General features: G+C 66.0%; 7 protein-coding genes. 2 read left to right on the top strand and 5 right to left on the bottom strand.

Annotated features, from left to right (window positions below; genetic code table 11):
• Window positions 1-324: 324 nt before the first annotated feature.
• Entirely contained in the window at window positions 325-1,017 is a 693-nt protein-coding gene (locus PSEWESI4_RS17890) for a DUF3313 domain-containing protein (protein WP_187672580.1), read from the bottom strand.
• Window positions 1,018-1,188: 171 nt separating this feature from the next.
• Window positions 1,189-1,581: a hypothetical protein gene (locus PSEWESI4_RS17895; RefSeq protein WP_187672581.1), complete on the bottom strand. Its 393-nt coding sequence runs from the start codon at window positions 1,579-1,581 to the stop codon at window positions 1,189-1,191.
• An 11-nt stretch (window positions 1,582-1,592) separates the two neighbouring features.
• On the opposite strand from PSEWESI4_RS17895, the gene PSEWESI4_RS17900 reads away from it, so the two are divergent.
• Window positions 1,593-1,733, top strand: coding sequence for a hypothetical protein (locus PSEWESI4_RS17900; protein WP_187672582.1), 141 nt, complete (start codon window positions 1,593-1,595; stop codon window positions 1,731-1,733).
• 1 nt (window position 1,734) lies between these two features.
• Window positions 1,735-2,469 carry a response regulator transcription factor gene (locus PSEWESI4_RS17905; RefSeq protein WP_187672583.1) on the top strand — a complete coding sequence of 245 codons (735 nt, stop codon included), beginning with the start codon at window positions 1,735-1,737 and terminating at the stop codon, window positions 2,467-2,469.
• A gap of 25 nt (window positions 2,470-2,494) precedes the next feature.
• Here PSEWESI4_RS17905 and PSEWESI4_RS17910 read toward each other — a convergent pair whose 3' ends face one another.
• From PSEWESI4_RS17910 to PSEWESI4_RS17920, 3 genes are read right to left on the bottom strand one after another with little or no spacing between them, the layout of a single operon-like run.
• Window positions 2,495-3,076 (bottom strand): OmpA family protein, encoded by a 582-nt coding sequence (locus PSEWESI4_RS17910; protein WP_187672584.1) that lies wholly within the window; start codon window positions 3,074-3,076, stop codon window positions 2,495-2,497.
• Window positions 3,073-3,678: a hypothetical protein gene (locus PSEWESI4_RS17915; protein WP_187672585.1), complete on the bottom strand. Its 606-nt coding sequence runs from the start codon at window positions 3,676-3,678 to the stop codon at window positions 3,073-3,075. The genes PSEWESI4_RS17910 and PSEWESI4_RS17915 overlap by 4 nt, the downstream gene beginning before the upstream one ends.
• A 13-nt stretch (window positions 3,679-3,691) precedes the next feature.
• Entirely contained in the window at window positions 3,692-22,102 is an 18,411-nt protein-coding gene (locus PSEWESI4_RS17920) for an Ig-like domain-containing protein (RefSeq protein ID WP_187672586.1), read from the bottom strand.
• Window positions 22,103-22,182: the final 80 nt, after the last annotated feature.

Genomic DNA, 22,182 nt, shown 5'->3' on the forward strand with positions numbered 1-22,182 from the left:
GATGCTGCCCTTCTGGGCCGTGCTCTTCCCCTACAACCTTTTCGCCGCCCTGTGCTGGTGGGCCACTTGCCGGCTGTTCAACGTGCGCCCCGCCGAAGCACCGCCGAAGCACCGCCGGAAGCGCTGGAAGGGGAAGCCGTGCCCCTGGTCACGGCGGAGATGGCCATACGTGGGATAAGGCCATAGCCTTCGCGAGTGTCCAGCTTCCTTACCCTGACACGATGAGGCCCCGGAGCGCTGGTTCCAGAAACCCGTCGCTCCGAGGCCCGTGGCTTTTTCGCTGTGCCGGCAGCCGCCGGGCAGCGCGGCGGCAACCGTTTTTCCTTACTGTTGTTGCAGCCCGATCTTCCTGGAGGTCTTCAGGCTCCGGTAGGACTGGCGCAGGTCGACGGCCCAGCCATCCAGCACGGCCTTCACGTCGTCGATCGTCAACTGCTGTGCGCGGTTCTCCAGGGTTTCGCCGCTGCCCTTGCGCACGACCTGGGCGAGTTCGATTTGTCTGTCGGAGTCGATGAAGGCGGCTTCCGTGGCGATCTCCGTGTCTTCGTCGCGGATGCCCGAGGCGGTGCTGACGGCGGCGGCAACCAGCGCGATGGGGATGACTTCGTACGGGCGCAAGCCTTGAATGTGGCTGGAGACCGCCGTGATGGCCGGGCGGATGATGATCGTATCCGGTCCCGGGCGGTCGGCCACGGGCAGTTCCTTGCCCAGTTCACGCCGAAGCGCCGCATCGTAGTAGCGGGTGATGTCCACCAGGGTTTCCCCGGATACCTTCTCGCTTGGCTCCGGGCGTGGGTGGAACTGGCTGGGTTCGATGTAGAACTGGCGATACCTGTTTATGTCCAGGGCCGGGTCGACCCAACGCAGGACCGGCGCTCCGGAAGGCGATTGCTCCGCCTTCAGCCTGGAATAGTCGCCGAGGAACCCCGAGTACTCTTCCGGCTTCACCTGACCGGTCGAACACCCCAACAGGCCAGCCGTCACAACTCCCACCATCAACAACTGTAGTGCTCTCATCCAGCGCTCCCTACTGACGCTCAACCATGGTGATGGTGATTCTTCTCGAACCCATCCCCCAGGTTCCTTTCATTTCATGACAACCACCAGGCATTTCACGACAACCGCTCGAATGGCGCCCGTCAAAATTGACGACACGATGCGTCAAATGTAAATTGAAGACGCATATCTTCAGATATGAAAAATTCGAAAGTAAATGCAGTTCCTTATTACCAAAAAGCAATCGGTGTTTTCGGCCCCATGGTCACGGGGCACGGCCCCTTGTTGTCCGAATGAAAGGCAAAGCTTGATAAGTGGTGAATCGTCATGAGCAGCATAAGAATAATGTTGGTCGAACCTCGCCCCTTCCAGTTGATAGAAGCTCACATAACCATCAACCGGCTTGGTTTCTATGACGTCTATCCGGCCATCGACAGGGAAGAGGCCATTGCGATGATGACCACCACGAACAGGAAATACGACCTCCTGATCTGCAGCAGCAACCTGGGCAAGTTCGAGTTGCTCAAGCTGATCGACCAGTCGGGAAACATGCGGCTCGCCGAGAACATCATGATAATCGGTCACACGGATGAATCATGGCTGACCCATACCATTATTCCGATCAAGGAAATCAGTTCCTTCTGCATCATGAAAAGGCCTTTGGACCTGATACTTCTGAAGAAAAGAATCTCGACCCTGGCCTGTTGATAGTCAATCCGGAAATCATCCAGCAATAAAATGAATATCGCACTACTGGGCAGGAACATCCGCCAATCTGGCCATCCGCTCTTGGAGACCTTCGGGCTCGATGACGGGAAAAGGTGCAATTTTCACACCTTCGGCAATGGCTCGGAGCTACTCATGGCGATCAGGCACAAGGAGTTCGACCTGATCATCCTGGACTGGAACACCCACGAAAAGGAGGGGGAGCTCATTACATCGTGGATAATGAAGAACATCACGCCGCAACCCTTCATCGTGGCGGCGTTCAATCGTGGCTCGGAGAACGAGGCGATAAAGTTCCTGGCAACGGACGCCATTACCCAGAGAACCATCCCTTTCGAATTCCTCAAGTTGCTGGTAAAGGCCGCCACGGCCGATAAGGCAAGCGAAGACGATCCGGGAAGCATCAATGTCTTCGAGGGGATTCATTTCGACCCGATAGTGAAGGTGGTCTATCTCGAAGGATCACCTGTCACTCTGACCCAACGCGAATATGACCTGGCCTATCTGCTATTCTGCAACAGGGGGCAGTCGCTTTCCAGAAGCCATATATACGAGAAACTCTGGCGGAGAAGTGAAGATCATATTTCGAGAACGCTGGACACCCATATATGCCGACTTCGGAACAAGTTGAAACTTACCCCGGATCACGGATGGAAACTAACGACCATTTACGGATACGGCTATCGCCTGGACAGACTTAGCAAAAGCCAATACTCCAACCCGCAGAAGCTCCACCGCGGACATTGAAAAGGGGCCAATGGCCCCTTCTTTTTCACTCTCTTGCGTCAAGAGTCCTGAATTCGAGTTCGACGCGTCTATTCAGATCCCGTCCCTCCGAGGTGGCGTTATCGGCAACGGGATGGGATTCTCCGTAGCCGATGGCGGTCACTCTCTCCTTTTCGATCCCGTATCGCTTGACCAATACGTCGCTCACGGCCGCCGCCCGGCGTTCGGAGAGTTTTCTGTTGTAGGCCTCGGCTCCTCGATCGTCGGTATATCCCTTGAGGATCACTGCGACATCCGGCCGAGCCTTAAGCCGGGATGCCAGGCGCTCTATCTCCGGATAGTCCTCGGAGCGGACCGACGTGCTGTCGTTCGCGAAGTGGACTTCGAGGCGATTCCGCCCCACACCCTTGGCCGCCAGGCCCGGTTCGGGACAGCCGAAGGTATCGACGACAAGGTTGGCCGGCGTGAGCGGACAGCGATCCGCTGTATCGCAAACCCCATCATTATCGCCGTCCACACAGATCCTGGGAGGCTCGCCGGAAGGTTTGTCTCCCTGGCCGGCGCAGCCCGACAGGGCCAGAAGCAGAATCGACAGGCTGCCGATGCACGAATGGCGGGATATCTTCATTGGGAAGCTCCTCCCCTGCTTTTCGAGCCAATGGGCTGGTCCAGAAGCGAAATGCGTCCCTGGTTGATCAATCGAGGCACGCCGGCATCCTCTCCTGGCGAGTAGATGTAGACCCACGGAGGAAGGCTGCGCGAGTAGCCCACCAGTTCGTCCAGGCTCTCCGCTTCCTTGTTCGCCCCCGCTCCCCAGAGCAGGGGGTAGCCGTCCTCCACGGCTATCGACTCCAGCGCGGAGCGCATATCCGCATAGCGCGTGCCCAGCACGATGGTCTCGGCCGGCTCCTGCTGGGCGAGCCGAGGACCGTCCATTGCCGTGTCGAGCAGACGAACCGCGTCCTCCTGCCCCGAGGCGACCGACGCGGGTATCCAGGCGAATACCTGCAGGCGCGCCTGGGGCGAGGCGTCGAGGAACGCGATCAGCCCATCGAGGCTGGCGAACGAATAGGTTGTCGGCATCGACTTGCCAACCCCGGGGGGGCTGCTATCCGGTCCCCCGCCGCCGTCGCTGGACCAGGCACCGATGGACATCAGTCCGGCCATGCCCAGTACCGCGGCTCGCAAGCCATTACGCAGATGGGTCGAAGTTGATCTGGAGCGTTTCATCGGCTTTCTCCCTCTAGCCAATAACAATCTGTTGATGAGCCAGCAGGGTTGCCAGGTCGGTCTGGACGCCGGACAGAGTGGCCAGGGTGACATCCGTAAAGGTGCCTCCGGAGCCATCGCGGTCCAGATGGATTTCCGTGTCGTTCCCCACGACCACGGTCTTCAGGAAGTCATTGATGCTCGGCTCGGTGATCGTGGCCACGCCATTGACCCACTTGGCCGGCTCGCTGCTGCCGGTGTAGAAGCCCGACAGCAGTTCGCTGACATCGATCCGGTCGGCATTCGGCGTGGCCAGGTAGCTGCCCACGGTGAAGCCGCTGATGGTGTCGCTGCCATTGCCGCCATCGCTGGTGTTGCTCAGCAGCTTGTAGAGCAGCGTGTCGTTGCCGCCACGGGTGAGGTTGATGATGTCGTTGCCGCCACGTCCTTCGATCACGTCGCTGTTGCGCGAGTCGGTGATGGTGTCGGCCTGGTTGGTGCCGGCCACTCCTTCGATGTTGATGAAGGTGGCGGTGTTGAAGCCGGTCGCCTGCGGGCCGCTCAGGCTCAGGTCCACCGTGATTCCGACGCTGGACAGCTTGAAGTCGACGATGTCGTGCCCGCCGGTGGCGCTCCACTTGCCATCGTTCGCGCCACCGACTGTCCAGCCGCCGGAGCCGTTGTAGACATCGGTACCGGCCGTGGCGAACAGGGTGTCGTTGTAGCCCGTACCGACGATGGTGGCGTCGTTGCTGTCGAGCGGTCTTTCCGCCGTCAGGACATAGGCATGGTTGTTGGCGCCGGTCTTCAGGGCGGTCCAGGTGGCGTTGACCTCATCTCCGGGAACCAGGCCCGCATCACCGGTGATCGAGCCATAGCCGCCGTTGATGGTGCCGACGCCGACCTTGAGCAGCTTGACGGTGTAGGTCTCGCCGGGGTCGAGGTTGTAGAAGTCGACGATGCCGGTGCTGTCGTTGGTGCCGAAGCCGTAGTTGGGGTTGAGGACCCGGGTCGCCACCAGTTGCCCATTGCTGTCGAAAAGCTGGACCGTCTGCGAAACGAAGGTGTTCAGGCCCGCCTGGTTGAGTATCTTCAGGTGCAGGCTGGTGCCCTCCTCCAGCGCGTTGGTGTTGCGCATGAACACATCGGCGCCGTTCGTGCTGATAATCAGGTCGCGCCTGCCGTCCCAGTCGAAATCCGCCGCGACCGCCGATATGTTGGAGGTGGCCGTGGAGATGCTCGCGAGGCTGATGCTGCTGCCGGCGAAGGTCGGTGCGGCCCCCGTCGAAGCAGTGGTGTTTTCCCAGTACTGGAACGAGTTCTTGAGGCGCAGGGTGTCCGAGTTCCCGTTGCCACCGGTAGGCGCGGTGTTGTCGTTGAACTCGAACACGTCGATCTTGCCGTCCATGTTCCAGTCCACCGGCAGGGACGCGCCGCCGAACAAGGTGTCGCTCAGTACGGTGGAAGCGCTGAACTGACCCGAGCCGTCGTTGACGAACAGGCGGCTGTTGCCGGCCGCCGCGCCCGAAGCCAGGTTGGTCTGGCCCAGGAACAGGTCCAGCGTGCCGTCGCCGTTGTAGTCGGCCACCGCCAGGGACTGCACGCCGCTGGTGAAGGCGTTCAGCCCACCGCCACTGACATGACGCATGGCATTGGCGATCGTCTGGTCGGGTGCCCCGGCGAGGGCGGAGGCTCCATCCGGCTTGGTGAGACGGATGACCAGGCTGTGCAACGGACTCGGGCTACCCAGCAAGAGATCGACCCGACCATCGCCGTTGAGGTCGAAGGCGCCGACTTCCGCAGCGAAGTTGTAGTTGACGCTCCCCGAGGCAGGGTCCGAGCCGGCATTCGCATCGTAGGCCTGGAAACCAGTGGGAGTATTCAGCCAATACTGCCCGGTGTCCCGGTCCTGGTCGCCATAGACGATATCGAGACGACCATCGTTGTTCAGGTCCAGGATGGCCATGCCGCCATGCCAGTTCCCGGTATCGACCACAGGGGGGTTGACCTGGGTGAACGCCAGCAGTCCATCCACGGTGTCGTTACGGAAGTAGCTGTCGCCGTCGGAATACCCGCTCTCGTTCAGCATCACGTTCTGACGACCGTCGCCATTGAAGTCGACGAATGCCGCGGAATCCGCCCGGTTCACGCCAGAGGCCGCATTCGATGGCGTATACAGCACCAGGCCGTTGAAGGTGGTGAAGTTGCGCTCCGAGGTCGCCGCCTGGGTGTAGACCGCATTGCCGCCGTAGTAGTCGAGCAGGCCGTCACCATTGAGGTCGCCCACCGTCATGCCGGCGGAGATGATGTTGGCACTCTCGCCCTGCACCGTGCGTAGGGAAGCGGCCTCGGCCTCGATCACCAGTTCCCGCTGGCTGTAGTCCTGCAGCACGTAGTTGCCGTTCACCTTGGCCATGGCGGCAACCTCGTAGGTGCCCGGCGGCAGTGCGCCCGCCTCCGGGATGCGCAGGGCCCAGGTCTTGTTCGGCAGGTCCAGTTGCACCTCGCCGCTGGCCGAGCTGTAGAGCTTGCCGTTGACCGAAATGACGATTTCCGAGCCGGTCGGCAGCACATACGGCAAGGTACCGTGCAGGATCGGCGTCGAATCCTGGGTGATCTGGCTCTCGATCGTGACGCCCAGCCTGGAGTTGAGCCAGAGCTGGTCGTTGGCCAGCAGGGTCGGCAGGTCGGTCTGCACGCCGTTCAGGGTCAGCAGCGTCGTCCATTCGCCCTGGCCGCTCGGATCGACCTGGATCTGCGTATCGCCACCCGCCACGATCACGCGCAGGAATTGCTCCAGCCCCCTGGACGACACATCCAGCTTGTAGCGGCCGTCGGTGCTGTCGTAGTGGACCGTGGCCGGCCCGGTGTACAGGGCCAGCAGGTCGCTCAGGTCGAGAATGTCGGCGCTGGCCACGCTGCCTATCTTGCCGACCACGAAATCGGTCACGGTGTCGCGACCGTTGCCACCGGTGCCGTCGGCGCCCCGCTCCCCGGGCTCGCCCTGCTGACGGAACACCAGGATGTCGTTGCCGCCACCCAGCGTATAGGTGTCGTTCCCGCCCCTGCCTTCGAACAGGTTGTCGTCCGTATTGCCGATGAAAGTGTCGGCCGCGCTGCCGCCCCGCGCGCCCTCGATGTTGGCCAGGGTGTCGCTGGCCCAGCCGCTGACGGTACCGGCGGCCAGGTTGACGGTGACGGTCGTGGAGGCGGCACGGTAGTCGATGATGTCCATCCCGCCCGTGGCGCTCCAGGCCGAAGCGCCGCCAGGGGTGACAACCATGCTCCAGCCGCCGCTGCCGTCGTAGGCATGCGCCCCTTCCGTGGCGATGAAGGTGTCGCTGTAGCCGGTGCCGACGATGGTCGTGGCCGCGGCCGCGGCAGCAGCGGAGGGTGCGCTCAGCACATAGGCGCCGTTGCCCTGTGCCTCCACCGTCCAGGAAACATGGCTCGCGCTGCCGTTCACGTTGCGCAGCAGCGTGACGGTGTACTGCTCTCCCGCGCTCAGCCCGTAGAAATGGACCAACGCGCTGCTGTCGTTGAAGCCGACGCCGGACTGTGGGTTGATCACTTGCGTGGCGACCAGCACACCTGCGGAATTGCGCAACTGCACGGTATTGCCATAGAAGACGTTGCCGCCCTTGTCGTCCAGGATGCGCAGGTGCAACGCGCTCCCCTCCTTGACCGCGTTGGTGTTGCGGATCGTGGTGATCGCGCCTGCCGCGTTCATGAAGGCGACGTCGACCGCACCGTCCCAGTCATAGTCCAGGGCCATCGCGCCAGTGATGGTGGACGCCCCCGTTCCCTGCCACAGGGTGCTGGTGGTCCAGGTCACGCCATTACCGCTCGTGTTGGCATAGAGCTTGACGTAGTTGTTGGCGGCATTGTTGCCGTTACGCGGGAACTCGATCACGTCCATACGGCCGTCGTGATCCCAGTCGATGGCGATCGACGCGCTGCCTGTCAGGGAGGTGCCCGGATTGTTGATGTCCTCCAGGTAGGTCGGTAGCGTCTCCAGCCTGCCATTGTTGTTGAAATGGATGCGGCTGACACCGGTCTCGCCGCTGCCCGAGGCGTTCCGGCCATGGTTCAGATACAGGTCCAGCAGGCCATCGCCGTTGAAATCCGCCCAGGTCATCGACTGGGTCGTGTTCGTGGCGGTGCTGGCAATCGGCACGTTCATGATGCTCTGAACAGCCGTCAGACCTCCCGAACCATTGTTGCCGAGAACGGCCAGGAAGTAGCCCTCGGTCGCCCCGGCCTGGGCACGCCCCCAGGCATGGATGACGAGATCCACATCCCCGTCGTTGTCGATATCGATGCCGGAGCCTTCACGCATCGAGTCCAGCTCGCTATAGATTCCGCCCCTGCCATTGTTGGGCGCGATGGACAGCGTCCCGGCATTGTTGTTGATGAGCGTCATGGAGTTGCCTTGGTAATCGCCAAGGTAGAAATCCAGATAGCCGTCACCATCCTTGTCGTAGGCGAGAATGGACCCATAGGTGCTGACTTCCGCTGTCGGCAGCACGGGACTGATCGGGGTATAGCCACCGCTTCCACCCATCCAGATGGCAACGGTGAGGGAGGTGTCGCGCGACCCCAGCAGATCGGCATGGCCATCGCGGTTGTAGTCCGCAAAGGTGACGTTCATCACCGTGTTGTAAGCACTGTGTACCAGCGCGGAACTGGTGAAGGTGCCCGGTGTGGCGCCTTGGTTGTAGATGCCGTTGTCGCCGTAGAAGCTCCAGAGGCCGTTACGCCCCAGCATGGCGGTAATGCCCTGCGTCGTCTGGTTGGTGCCCGTCGTCGTGGTACTTCCGATGATCAGGTCGATTCCGCTGAGCACGTTATCGGCGGGCACGATATCCACCTGGCTGGTGGCGCTCAGGCGCGAGCGGTTGCCCGCCGCATCCCACTGCATCAGTCCCAGTTGGTAGCTGCCCGCCGCCAGGGTGCCCGAACCCAGTCCTGACCAGGTGCCGTCGGCCCCCGCCGTGACGGTGCCGAGCACCTTGTCCACGCCCTCGTCGAACTGGCCGTTGCCGTTGACGTCCCAGACCAGCGCCACCGTGGCGTTGGCTTCCGCCTTCAGGCTGTCGGCGCTGCTGAAGCTCAGGCTGGTGGCCGTGGTGATTCCGTCGCCGATGACCCCGCTGTCCTGCCCCGCCGCCAGCTTGGGCGGCAGCAGCAACTGCTGGGGCGCGGTCAGGTCGACCGTGACGCGCTGGGTCATCTCGGCGCCGATATTGCCCGCCGCATCCCTGACATGCAGCCGGTAGTCCACCAGCGTGTCGTGATCGAAGGCTTCCGGGTGGATGAAGGACCAGCCCGTGCCGCCGCTGGCCGGCGTCACATCGCTCCAGGCGCTCCAGGTGAGACCGCCGTCGGTGCTGTAGCTGATCTCCAGCACGTCGGTATCGTCCAGGGCCGCCGTCAGGTTGCCGGTCAGCACCAGGCTTTCGTCGCGCGTGATGAAGTCGGCGTTACTGGTCTCGTTGACCGTGGCGACGCCCGCCGTGACCGCTGCCGCGGTGTCGGTGGTCAGCGCGAAGTCGGTGCCCTGCGTCGGCGCCGTGCGGTCGATGACCAACGGTCGTGGCGTGGACAGCGAGGAGACGTTGCCCGCCGTGTCGATGATCCGCGAGACCAGGGAGTAGGTTCCCTCGGCCCGGATGCCATCCACTCCCGCTCCGGCCACGCCGGCGCTGTCGGTATGGCTCCAGGCGGTGCCGCCGCTGCCCGGCTGGGTGCTGGCATCCACCCAGGTGCTGCCGCCGTCGAAGCTGATCTGGATGCGCTCGTCGTCCCGCAACGCCACGGTGGTGCCGCTGTAGGTCAGCGGCTGGACGGTGTCGTCCGCGCTGTTATCCGGCGTGGCGGGGTCGTTCAGGTCGACCTGGGCGTTGGTGATGAAGTCGTCCGACGACGCCCCGCTGTCGATGCTCAGCTCGGTGATCAGCGGCGCCGCCGAGGTGACCGAGGTGTCGATGCGCAGCGCCTGCGATGCGCTCGAACCGATGTTGCCGGCCGTGTCCACCACTCGCACCTCGATGGTGTAGCTGCCATCGGCCAGGCTGTGGGACTGGGCGTCGAACGTCCAGTCGGTGCCCGCGACCAAGGCATCGCTCCAGTCCAGTCCTGCCACCGGCGTGCCCGTGCCGTCGAGCAGGCGGAACTGCACGCGTTCGTCCGCTGCCAGCGCCACGGTGGTGCCGGAGAAGACCAAGCTGGTGTCGTTGCTGAGGAAGTCGCTGTCGGTGCCCGGCGTCGCCACGCTGCCGCTGGTCGCGTCCACCGAGTCCAGCGAGATTGCCGTGATGGCCGGAGCCTCGGCCACCGTCGTGTCATGGACGAAGGTGGCGATACGCTGGGCGTTGGTGGCGCCGTTGCCCGCCACGTCCGTGACCGCAGCGGTAACGGTGATGGTGCCGTCGTTCAGGCCGCTGATATCCAGGCCTGCCGCGCTCCAGTCGCCATTGACGTCGATCGTGACCTCGACGGTGACGTCCGGGGTCGCGGAATCGCCATCGCCGAGGGTGAGCGTGAGGGTGCGGCCGGCGGCGTTGGTGGAGCTGCCGCTGATGGTCAGGCCGCCCTGCTCCACGCCGTTGACCAGGTCGTCGCCGGAAATCGGCGTGGCGATGGTCACGGTCGGGCGCAGCAGGTCGACCGCCACTTCGATCGTAGTGACCGGCGAGAGGTTGCCCGACAGGTCGCTCACCTGGGCGCTGAGGCTCAGCGTGCCCTCGCCGCCCGCCACCGCGCTCAGGGCATCGCGCAGGGTGGTGCTGCCATCGCTCGCGAGCGCCGTCGCCGGCAGGTTCCAGACACCGGCGGTCACCGATGCGGTGAAGGTCAGGTCGCCGATGACGAGGGTCACCGTCCGGCCATTCTCGACGCCGCTGGTGGTGCCGCTCAGGCCTGTCAGGGTCGCCATCTCGTCGATGTTGATGACGCCATCCGCGCCGCCGATCGGCAGGTCGAAGGCGACACCCGGCAAGGCGCTGTCCTTGGTTGCCGTGACCGACGCCGGCGTTGCCGGGTTGCCCGCGGCATCGCTGACATTCGCGGTGATCATCAGCTCCCCGTCGGCCAGGCCACCCAGGTCGAGGGCGGTGGTCGACCAGGTGCCGTCGCTGCCCACCAGGGCGCTGGCGAGTACCTGGTCGATGCCATCGCTGATCAGCAGCTCGACGGTCTGGCCGGGCTCGGCGTCGCTGGTCCCGCTCAGCACCACGCCGCCCTGCTCGGTGGCGTTGATGCGCCCGTCGCCAGCGATTGGCGTGGAGATCGCGATGGTCGGAGCGGTCAGGTCCAGGTCGAAGGTGGTACCGCTCACGTCGACGCGGTTGCCGGCCGCGTCGAGCACCCAGGCGTCGATGGTGTTGGTTTCGCCTTCGAGCAGCAGCGCCTTGATCGCGTCGTTCAGCGGCAGCGACCAGCTTCCCTCGCCATCGCCGTCGGGATCGCTGACCGTGGCGGTATAGGTGGCCGCCGCCCCATTGATCCGCACGAACACCGTGCGGCCGTGCTCCACCCCGGTGGTGGTGCCGGTCAGCGGCGCCACGGACTCGTACTCGACCTCGTTGATGACCGCATCGCCCCAGGGCGAGATGGTCAGTTCCGGAGCCAGGCTGTCGACCGTCACGCCGGCGGTGGCGTTGCCGACGTTGCCAGCCAGGTCGCTGACGGACAGGCCGATGCTGGTCTGCGCCCGGGTGATCGGGGTGTTGTCCTGGCCACCGGTGAGCACGCTCTTGATTTCCGGGGTGAGGGTCAGCGACCAGGTGCCGTTGCCGTCGCCATCCATGTCATCGACGGTCGCCGTGTAGGTATTGCCGCCGATGGTGACGGCAACGTTCCGGCCATGCTCGACGCCCACGGTGGTGCCGGTCAGGGCGCTCAGCGCGGTGAACTCGTCCAGGTTGAAGACGTTGTCGGCACCCGCCAGGTTGTCGAGGGCGACCGTCGGTGCCAGGGTGTCCTTGACCGGGTTGGCCACGGCCTGCGCCGCCGGGTTGCCGGCGACGTCGCGGACGTTGGCGGTGACGCTCAGCGTGCCGTCGGGCAGGCCCGAGAGGTCCTGCGGCGAGGTGCTCCAGGTGCCGCTGGCGCCAACGATGGCGGTGGCGGTCACGCTCTGCGCGCCACTGCCGATGACCACCGTGACCACCTGCCCCGCTTCCGCGTTGCTGGTGCCGCTGATGACCACCGCCCCCTTCTCGGCATCGTTGATCAGGTCGTTGCCGGCGATGCCGGCATCGATGGCCAGGGTCGGCGCGACAGTATCCACGCCGACCAGCAGGCTGGCCGGGGCCAGCGGGCTGTTGCCCGCCACGTCGCGGACCGTCGCCGAGAGCGTATTGTCACCCTGCACGAAGGCGGCCTTGACCGCTGCCGTGGCGGCCAGGCTCCACGCGCCGCCGTTGGCGACCGTGGTGAACTCGCTGCCGTTGATGGTCACGGTGACGGTCTGGCCGTTCTCCGCGTCGGTGCTGCCCCGGATCTCGCCGAGGTCGGCCAGCTCGGCGGCATTGATCAGGTTGTTGCCGTCTCCGCTGCCATCCAGCGGCGAGGTGATGGAGATCGTCGGTGCCTGGGTATCCAGTTGGACGGGACGGACGGCCTGGGCCGCCGGGTTGCCCGCCAGGTCGCGGACATCCGCACGGATCAGGTTCTCGCCCTGGTTCAGGGCGGCCTTGAGGCCGCTGGTGCTCGCCGAGGACAGGCTCCACACGCCATTGCTGACCGCCGTGGTGAAGGTGCTGCCACCGATGGTGACCGTCACGACCTGGCCATTCTCAGCCCCGGCGGCGGTCCCGCCGATGGTCAGCACGCCGGCGTATTCAAGACCATTGATGCGATCATCGCCGGCCACAGTGTCGATGGTGATGACCGGCGGCGTGCCGTCGACCAGCACCTCCCGGGTGGCGCTGGCCAGGTTGCCGGCGGCATCGCGCACGCTGGCCTGGAGCACATGGGGCCCACCCTCGCCGAGGGCCACCAGCAGCAGCGGATTGTCCGCGGCCGCCAGCGTCCAGGTGTTGGTCGCGCTGTCGACCTGGGCGATGAACTCATAGGTGCCGATGCTGACCGTCACCTCCTGCGCCTCTGCCCCCAGGCTGCTGCCCCTGATGACTAGGCTCGGGTTGCCGTTGACGTCGTACATCTCGGCCCGGTTGAGGATGCCGTCGCCCTGGGTGAAGTCGTCGATGGCGATGCTCGGCCGCAACAGGTCCACGGTCACGCTGCCGGTGACGCTCGCCTGGTTGCCGGCCTCGTCGCGGGTGCTGGCCAGGATGCTGTGCGTGCCGTTGCCGAGCAGGCTCTTCAGGGTGGTCACGCCATCGCTGGCCAGGGCACTGGCGGCCAGGGTCCAGCCCCCGGCGCTGACGCTGGCGACGAACACATGGCCGGCGATGCTGACCTGTACCACCGGGCTGCCGCCCGCGTTGGCCACCGTCCCGCGCAGACCGCTGAAGCTCTCCAGTTCGGCGATGTTGAGGATGTTGTCGCCATTGCCGCCGTTGGCCGCATTGTCGACCGGCGTATCCAGGCTGATGACCGGCGAGACCGTGTCGACCACCACGCTGGTGCTGGCCGTGGTGCCGTTGCCGGCCGCATCGCTGACGCTGGCGGACAGCAGGTGGCTGCCCTGGCTGGCTTGCAGCGCGGCCTTCAGACCGGCGTTGGCCGGATCGCCGAGATCGATGCTCCAGGTCCCGTCGCCCGCGACCACGGCGGTGTAGCTGCCGGCACCGTCGACACTGACGGTGACCACGCGGCCGACGGCGCCGGAGGACGTGCCGGTGATCAGGGCGAGCGAGCTCATCTCACCGTTGTTGATCACGTTGTCGCCAGCGATGGCGTCGAACGACAGGGTCGGATGGAGCGTGTCCACCTGCACCGGCTTGGTCGCCGGTACGGCCGGATTGCCAGCGGCGTCGCTGACGCTGGCGGACAGGACGATCGGCCCCTGGTTCAGGCCCAGCGCGTTGCGTACCGCCGTATCGACCGCCAGGCTCCAGACGCCACTGCTGACCATGGTGGTGAAGCTCTGGCCGTTGATCTGCACGGTCACCGTGCGGCCGTTCGCGCCACTGGCGGTACCGCTGATGCTGGCCAGGGTCGCCAGTTCGGCGGCGTTGAGCACGTTGTCACCGGCGATGTCGTCGATGCTCAGGGCCGGCGCCTGGGTATCCAGGCTCAGCACGGCACTGGTGCTGGCCGGATTGCCGGCGCGGTCGCTGACGCTGGCGACCAGGTCGTTGACGCCCTGGGCGAGCAGCGCCTTCAGCTCATCGGGAGCGGCCAGGCTCCAGCTTCCATCGCCCTGGACCTGCGTCGAGAAGGTTGTGGAGCCGCCGTTGACGCTGATCGTCACGGCCTGCCCCGCCTCGGCGGTGCTATGGCCGCGCAGCGTCAGGCTGGCGAACTCGCCGGCGTTGACCACGCCATCGCCGTTGGCGTCGCCGCCATGCGGCGTGTCTATGGTGATCGACGGGGCACTGTTGTCCAGGCTGAAGCTGCCGCTGCTGCTGGCGCCGTTGCCGGCCAGGTCGGTCACACTGGCGGTCACCTGGTTGGCGCCCTGGGCGAGTGCCGCCTTCATCGTGTCGTTCAGCGTCAGGCTCCAGCTATCGCCGGTGACGTTGGCCGCGTAGCTGCTGCTGCCGATGGTCACGGTCACCGGCCGACCGGTCGCGCCGCTGGTGGTACCGCCGAGGGTCAGCACGCCGGCGTACTCGCTGCCGTTCACCACGCCGTCGCCATTGCTGTCGCCGCCGATCGGCAGGGTGATGCTGACCGTCGGTGCCGAGGTGTCCACCGTCACCGCCTGGGTGGCGGTCGCGCTGTTGCCGGCCGCGTCGCTGACGCTGGCGACGACGTTGTAGCTGCCGCCGTTGGCCAGGACGTTGGCGACGCTGATGGTGCCGGTGCTGTCCAGGGTGCCGAGGGCCAGCGTCCAGGTGTTGCCGTTGACGCTGGCGCTGAACTCATGGCCGCCGATGGTGACCTTCACCGGCAGGCCGGAGGCCTCGGTGGTGGTCCCGCCGAGTTCTACCAGGGCGGCCTTCTCCAGGCTGTTGAGCAGCCCGTCGCCGCCGGTGAAATCGTTGATGGCGATACCCGGCGCGGTGCTGTCGACGTACAGGCTGAGCTCGTTGCTGGTCGCCTGGTTGCCCGCCGCATCGGAGACCATCGCCACCACCGTGTGGCTGCCGTCGCTGAACACCTGGCCCTTGATGGTGCTGATGTCCAGCGTCCAGCTATTGCCCGTGACCACCGCGCCGGTATAGGCCACGCCGTCGATGATGACGGTCACCGGACGCCCATCGGCGCCGCTGGTGGTGCCGCTGATGCTGTTCAGGTTGAGGAACTCGGTGGCATTGATGATCGCGTCGCCGTTGGCATCGGCCGCCAGCGGCGAGGTGATGGCGATGCTCGGTGCCAGGGTGTCGATCGTCAGGGAGCGGTTGGCGGTCGCGGTATTGCCGATGCCGTCGTCCACCGTGGCCACGATGGGCTTGGCGCCCTGGGTAAGCAGGTAATTGCGGATGTCGCTGTTCACTTCCAGGGTCCAGCTATCGCCGCTGACCTGGGCGTCGTAGACCACGCCGTTGATGGTGACCTTCACCGGCTTGCCGGTCGCGCCGCTGGTGGTCCCGCTGATCTCGGTCAGGTTGCCCATTTCCACGGCGTTGACCACATCGTCCCCGCCGACGGGATTGATGGCGATCGCCGGCAAGGCGGTGTTCACCAGCACGCTGGTGCTGGCGCTGGCCGGGTTGCCCGCCGCGTCGTGCACGGTGGCGGTCAGGGTATAGCCGCCATTGGCGGAGAGCAGCGCCTTGATCTCCGGCGTCAGCGCCAGCACCCAGGTGTTGCCGCTGACCACCGCATCGAAGCTCGACACGCCGAGGGTGACGGTGACCGGACGCCCGTCGGCGCCGCTGGTGGTGCCCCGGACTTCGTTCCACAGGGCCAGTTCGCCGGCGTTGATCACGCCGTCGCCGCCGGTGAAGTCGCTGATGGTGATAATCGGTTGCTGGGTATCGATCTGCAGGCTGCTGCTGGCGCTCATGGTGTTGCCGGCAACGTCGCTGACCGTGGCGATGATGCCGTGGCTGCCCTGGGCCAGGGTTTCCTTGAGCGCCGACACGTCCAGTGTCCAGGTGTTGCCGGCCACGACGGCGTTATGGTCCACGCCGTCGATGGAAACGACGACTGGCCGGTCCGGCGCCCCCGTCGTGGTGCCACTGATCAGACTCCAGGAAGCCATCTCGACGATGTTGACCACATTGTCGCCGGCGATGGTGTCGATGGAGATGGTTGGCGCGACGCTGTCCAGTACGACGCTGCGATTGGCACTGGCCGCATTTCCGGCCGAATCGCTGACCGTGGCGGTGACGCTGTTCGGGCCCTCGACCAGGGCCACCTTCACCTCGGCGGTCACGTCCAGGCTCCAGTTGCCCCCCTCGACGGTGGCGCTGAAGGTCTGGCCATTGATCGTCACGCTGACCGGCCGACCATCGCTGCCGCTGGTAGTGCCGGTAATCCGGTTCAGTTCCGCCAGTTCGGTGCCACTGAGGTAGCCATCGCCGTTGCTGAAGTCGTCGATGGCGATGACGGGCACCTCCTGATCCACCACGAAGCCACGGCTATCCGTGGCCCGGTTGCCCGCCGAGTCGGACACGGAGGCGATGACTTCCTGCATGCCATTGCCAAGGCTGGCCTTGATCTGCGGCGTCAGCGCCAGGCTCCAGGTATTGCCCGCCACCGTCGCGGCATAGTCCTGCCCCGCGATGGTCACCGTCACCGGCAAGCCCGCCGCACCGCTGGTGGTACCGCCGATGCTGGTCAGGTTGGCCAGCTCGTTGGCGTTGAGCACGCTATCGCCGCCGCTGAAATCGTTGATGGCGATGGTCGGGGCGCTGGCGTCGACGCTGATGTCCTTGCTCGCCGACACGCCGTTGCCGGCCAGGTCGCTGACCCGTGCCACGATGCTGTGACTGCCGTCGGTCAGCGCCGCCTTCATCGCCGCGTCCAGCGCCAGGGTCCAGGTGTTGCCCTCGACCGTCGCCGCGTAGTCGATTCCGTCGATGCTCACCGTCACCGGCCGGCCCGCCGCACCCGTGGTGGTGCCGCTCAGGCTGCCCAGGGCCGACAGCTCGGCGGCGTTGACCACGTTGTCGCCGGCCACGTCGTTGATGCCGATGGTCGGTGCGCTCAGGTCCACCGTCACCTCGCGCGAGGCGCTGGCCGGGTTGCCGGCCGCGTCACTGACGCTGGCCTGGACGCTGCGCCCCCCCTCCACGCCCAGCGCCGCCTTCAACTCGCTGGTCAAAGCCAGGGTCCAGGTGTTGCCGCTGACCACGGCGCTGGCCGTGATCCCACCGATGGTCACCGTCACCGGCTGGCCGGACGCACCGGTGGTCACCCCGCTGATGCTCTCCAACGCCGCCAATTCGGCAGCGCCCAGCAGGCCATCGCTGCCACTGAAGTCGTTGATGGCGATGGTCGGCGCGACGCTGTCCAGCGTCATGGCGAGCGAAGTGCTGGCGCTGTTGCCCGCCGGGTCGCTGACCAGGGCGGAGACCAGGTTCTCGCCCTGTTGCAGGGCCGCCTTGATCTCCGGCGTCAGGATCAGGCTCCAGCTATCGCCGTTGACGCTGGCCGCGTAGCTGTTGCCACCGATGGTCACGGTCACCGGCTGGCCGCTGGCGCCCGTGGTGGTGCCGCCGAGGACGCTCAGGGTCGCCAGCTCGTTGGCGTTGACCACGTTGTCGCCGGCGATCGGGCCGAGGATGGCGATGGTCGGCAGGCCGGTGTCCAGCAGCACCGGCAGGCTGCCGGATGCGCCGTTGCCGGCGCTGTCGGTCACCGAGGCGAGGATGGTGTTGCCACCCTGCACGAAGGCGCTGCGCACTTCGTCGCTGACCGCCAGGCTCCAGGTGTCGCCGTTCACCGAGGCGGTGAAGTTCTGGCCGTTGATGGTCACGATCACCGGCCGCCCGCTGGCGCCCGTGGTGCTGCCGCCGAGGCTGGTCAGCGCGACCAGTTCCGCCGCGTTGATCACGTTGTCGCCGGCGACCGGGCCATCGATGGCGATGGTCGGCACGCTGGTGTCCACCGTCACGCTGGCCACGCTGCTCGCCGGGTTGCCCGCGCGGTCGCTGACGCTGGCCAGGATCTCGTTGACGCCCTGCGCCAGCGCCGCCTTGACCGTCGGCGTCATGGCCAGCGTCCAGGTGTCGCCCGTCACCGTGGCGGCGAAGACCTGGCCGTTGATGGTCACGCCCACCGGCCGGCCGGTCGCGCCACTGGTGGTGCCGCTCAGGCTGCCCAGCGCGGCCAGCTCCACCGCGTTGATCACGTTGTCGCCGGCGACCGGGCCATCGATGGCGATGGCCGGTGCCTGGCCGTCCACTTCCAGCATGGTCTGCGCGCTGGCGCTGTTGCCCGCCCGGTCGCTCACCGTGGCGGTGATGTCGTGGCTGCCGTTGCCCAGGGCCGCCTTCAGCGCCGCGCTGGCCGCCAGGGTCCAGATGCCGCCGGCTTCCACCTGGGTGGTGAAATTGCTGCCGCCGACGCTGACGGTGACGGTCTGCCCCGCTTCCGCCGTGGTGGTGCCGCCGATGCCGCCCAGGGAGTCCAGTTCGTCGGCGTTGAGGATGTTGTCCCCGCCGATGGCGTCGATGGTGATACCCGGCGCCTGGCTATCGAGGGTGGCCGATACCGAGGCATTGGCCGGATTGCCCGCCGCGTCGCTGACCTGCGCCATGACCGTGTTGGCGCCCTCGGCGAAGGCCGCCCGCACCGCCGGCGTCACGGCCAGGCTCCAGGTGTCGCCGGTCACCGTGGCCGCGAAGCCCTGGCCATTGACGGTCACCGTCACTGGCTGCCCGGTGGCACCCGTGGTGCTGCCGCCCAGGCTGGCCAGGGCGGCCAGCTCGTCGGCGTTGAGCACGCCGTCGCCGCCGCTGAAATCGCTGATGGCGATGGTCGGTGCGCTGGTGTCGACGCTCACCGGACGCGAGGTCACCGCGACGTTGCCCGCCACATCGGACACCTCGGCGCTGATGGACTGCACGCCTTGCGCGCCCAGCAGAGCACGGATGGCATCGGTGACCTCCAGCGTCCAGGTGCCGCCGCTGACCACCGCATCGAAGCTCTGCCCGGCGACCGTGACGCTGACCGGCCGGCCAGTGGCCCCGCTGGTGGTGCCGGTGATGGCGGTCAGGCTGGCCAGTTCGGCCGCGTTGATGACGTCGTCGCCCGCCACCACATCGATGGAGATGCCCGGCAGCACACTGTCCAGGGCGATGTCGCGATTCGCATTGGCGACATTGCCGGCGGCATCCGACACGGAGGCCCTGACGGTATTCCCGCCTTGCTGAAGCGCCGCCTTCATCTCGGCGCTCAGCAGGAGCGACCAGCTATCGCCGGTCACACTGGCGTTGTACTGCACGCCATTGATGCTGACGACGACGGGCCGGCCGGTGGCGCCGCTGGTATGCCCCGACAGGGCGGTCAGCGAAGCCAGCTCCATGGCGCTGATCAGGTCGTCGCCGGCCACCGGGTCGATCGAGATGCCCGGCAGCGTCGAGTCCAGCACCAGCAGGCTGCTGGTGCTGGCCGGGTTGCCCGCATGGTCGGAGACCGTCGCGCTGACCGTGTTATCGCCCTGCTGCAGCGCGTTCTTGATGGCCGTGGTGACCGTCAGGCTCCAGTTGTCGCCATTCACCACGGCGCTGTGGTTCTGGCCACCGATGTTGACGATGACCGGCCGGTTGTTGGCACCGACGGTCGTGCCGCTGATGGTGGTCAGCATCGACAGCTCTTCCGCGTTCAGCACGTTGTCGCCGCCGATGGTATCGATGCCGATTTCCGGCAGGCTGCCGCCCTGCCCCGCATGCACCAGGATGCTGGCGCTGCTCGATGCCAGGTTGCCGGCCGCGTCGCGCACACTGGCGACGATCATGTGGCTGCCGTCATTCAGCAGTTGCTTGGCCGCCTCGCTGAGCGTGAGGCTCCAGGTGTCGCCGGTCACCACCGCGGTGAACGTGGTGCCACCGATATTGACCAGCACCTGCCGATCCGTCGCCCCGGAGGTCGAACCCGTCAGCACGAAGAGGCCGGCCAGCTCCTGAGCGTTGACGATGTTGTCGCCGGCAATCGGCGTGTCGATGCGGATGCTGGGAGCGATGCTGTCGACCAGCACGGAACGCTCGGCGCTCGCCTCGTTGCCGGCCGGGTCCTTCACGCTCGCCGTGACCCGGTGCGCCCCATTGGTGAGCGTCGCGCGGATCTCGGGAGTCAGGGTCAGGCTCCAGCTCTGGCCCTCGACCCTGGCCTGGTATGCCGTGCCGTCGATCCGTACCGTCACCGGCTGCCCATCGGCCCCCGACACCGTGCCGACGATTGCGGCAAGGCCGGCGAGCTCTTCGGCATTGATCACATCGTCGCCGGCGATGCTGTCGATGCCGATCGACGGCGCGGCGGTATCGACATCGAACACCCGGCTGGCGACCGCCTCGCCGCCCATCGAGTTGCTGACGCGGGCAGTGACGGTGTTCGCACCCTCGCGGATGCCGGCCTTGATCTGCGACGTGAGCGCCAGCGCCCAGATGTCGCCGGTCACCACCGCGTCGTGGTCGACGCCATTGATGGACACCACGACCGGCTGGTCGGTGGCCTCGGTCGTCCAACCCGTCAGCTCGCTCAGGGCGGCCAGTTCGGCGCCATTGACGACGTCGTCGCCCGCCACCGCATCGATGACGATGGTCGGGTTCAGCTCGCTCGCCAACACGTACTGGAATGGCCGGGAGGCCTGGGCCTGGTTGCCCGCGCCATCCGCGACACGGGCCTCGATGCTGTTCGGCCCCGGCTGCAGCGCGGCCCTCACCGCGTCGTCCACCCCGAGCGTCCAGCCACGGCTGTTGATCGTGGCAGCAAAGGAGGTGCCATTGATGATCACGGTCACCGGCTGCCCCACCGCACCGCTGACCGTCCCGCTCAGCATGGCCAGGGTTTCGAGCTCATCGCCCTGGATCACATCGTCACCCGCGATGGCGTCGATGCCGATGGTCGGCATCGTGAGGTCCACCTTCAGGGTGGTCCTGGCCTCGGCGGTGTTGCCCTGGCGATCCTTTACCGTCGCGACCAGCGCCTGGTCGCCATCCGTGAGCGCCGACAGATCCGTGGCCGGCAGGTCGACCGACCAGCCACCATTCGCGACCTTGGCGGAATAGAAGTGTCCCGCCAGGGCCAGGGTGACGGTCTGGCCGTCCTCCACGTTCAGGACGCGGCCGGAGACCGTGACGCCAGCAGCGCTTTCCGCCGCGTTGAGCACGCCGTCCCCGGCAATGGGGTTCAGGATGGTGATCTGCGGCAGGCCGGTGTCGATGGTCAGGGTGATGCTCGCCGGCTCGCTGACATTGCCCAGGACGTCGGTCTGGGTGACCCGGTATTGATGCTCGCCGGTGCTCTGCACCGGCAGCGTGGCCGTCCAGCGGCCATCGGCAGTGGCCACCGCCACCGCCAGCTGGCCGCCCGAAGCGTCCCTGATCTCCACCTTGGCCCCTGGCTCCGCGGTGCCGGTGAAGGTCGGCGTGGTGTCGTCCGTGACGGCCCCATCGGCCAGGACGCCCTGGTAGGCACCGACATCATCGGTGACCTGGAAGGTCGGCTTCTCGGCAACGGCATCCACGATACCCTGCGCCGGAGAGGACTCCTTGCCGTCGGAATTGACGACCGTCGCGCTCAGCCGGGTACCGTCCGCAAGGGGGGTATCGGGCGCGACGCTCCAACGCCCGTCGCCGCCGACCACGGTCGTGTAGTCGACGCTGCCATCGCCATTGACGTCCAGCCGCAGGGTGGTGCCGGGCTGGCCCAGGCCTTCGACGATCTTGCCGTTGGACGGAAGAATCGTCGGGGGCGGCGGCGTGAGCGGTGTGGGCGGCGTAGGCGGTGCCGGCCGATCGTTGTCGTCATCGTCGTCGGCGAGCGCCACCGCCGCCGCGCCAGCGCCCAGGGCGGCAAGCGGTATCCACCAGGGGAATCCGCTGTCCGCCAGGATCAGGAAAGGGTCGATGCTGGAGATGCCCGTGTACAGCGGCTCCAGCGGCACCACGTTGTCGGCGGGCAACGCGGGTGCGGGGAGATCCATCCGGAACAACGCCCCCGTCGGATCCTCGAGCACCAGAACGTTCTCGAGGCCATCCTGGACCTTGAAGAAATTCTGATAACGGACGACGGTCCCGTCTTCGAAATACAGCAGCAGGTCGTCGCCCACGCGGTCCATCCGCTCGAGCGAGGACTTCTCCGCTTGCAGGACGACCACGGTGGGCTGCAGCAACTCTATCGTCAGGTTCTTATCGCTTACTTCTACGTTGTGCTTCTCACCGCCGACACGGGATACCAACTGAAAAGAGATGGACATAAAGACTCCTTGACGATAGAGATTCGATCCACACGAAGCAGGCAGCATCCACCGCCTCTTGAAGCCATGAAGATTTCGAA

The sequence above is a fragment of the Zestomonas carbonaria genome, assembly GCF_904061905.1.
In the GTDB taxonomy this organism is placed as follows: domain Bacteria; phylum Pseudomonadota; class Gammaproteobacteria; order Pseudomonadales; family Pseudomonadaceae; genus Aquipseudomonas; species Aquipseudomonas carbonaria.

Bases quoted from the DNA above. Each gene is read 5' to 3' on its own strand.
- PSEWESI4_RS17890 (WP_187672580.1), bottom strand. From the start codon at position 1,017: ATGAGAGCACTACAGTTGTTGATGGTGGGAGTTGTGACGGCTGGCCTG.
- PSEWESI4_RS17900 (WP_187672582.1), top strand. From the start codon at position 1,593: ATGGCTGACCCATACCATTATTCCGATCAAGGAAATCAGTTCCTTCTG.
- PSEWESI4_RS17905 (WP_187672583.1), top strand. From the start codon at position 1,735: ATGAATATCGCACTACTGGGCAGGAACATCCGCCAATCTGGCCATCCG.
- PSEWESI4_RS17910 (WP_187672584.1), bottom strand. From the start codon at position 3,076: ATGAAGATATCCCGCCATTCGTGCATCGGCAGCCTGTCGATTCTGCTT.
- PSEWESI4_RS17915 (WP_187672585.1), bottom strand. From the start codon at position 3,678: ATGAAACGCTCCAGATCAACTTCGACCCATCTGCGTAATGGCTTGCGA.
- PSEWESI4_RS17920 (WP_187672586.1), bottom strand. From the start codon at position 22,102: ATGTCCATCTCTTTTCAGTTGGTATCCCGTGTCGGCGGTGAGAAGCAC.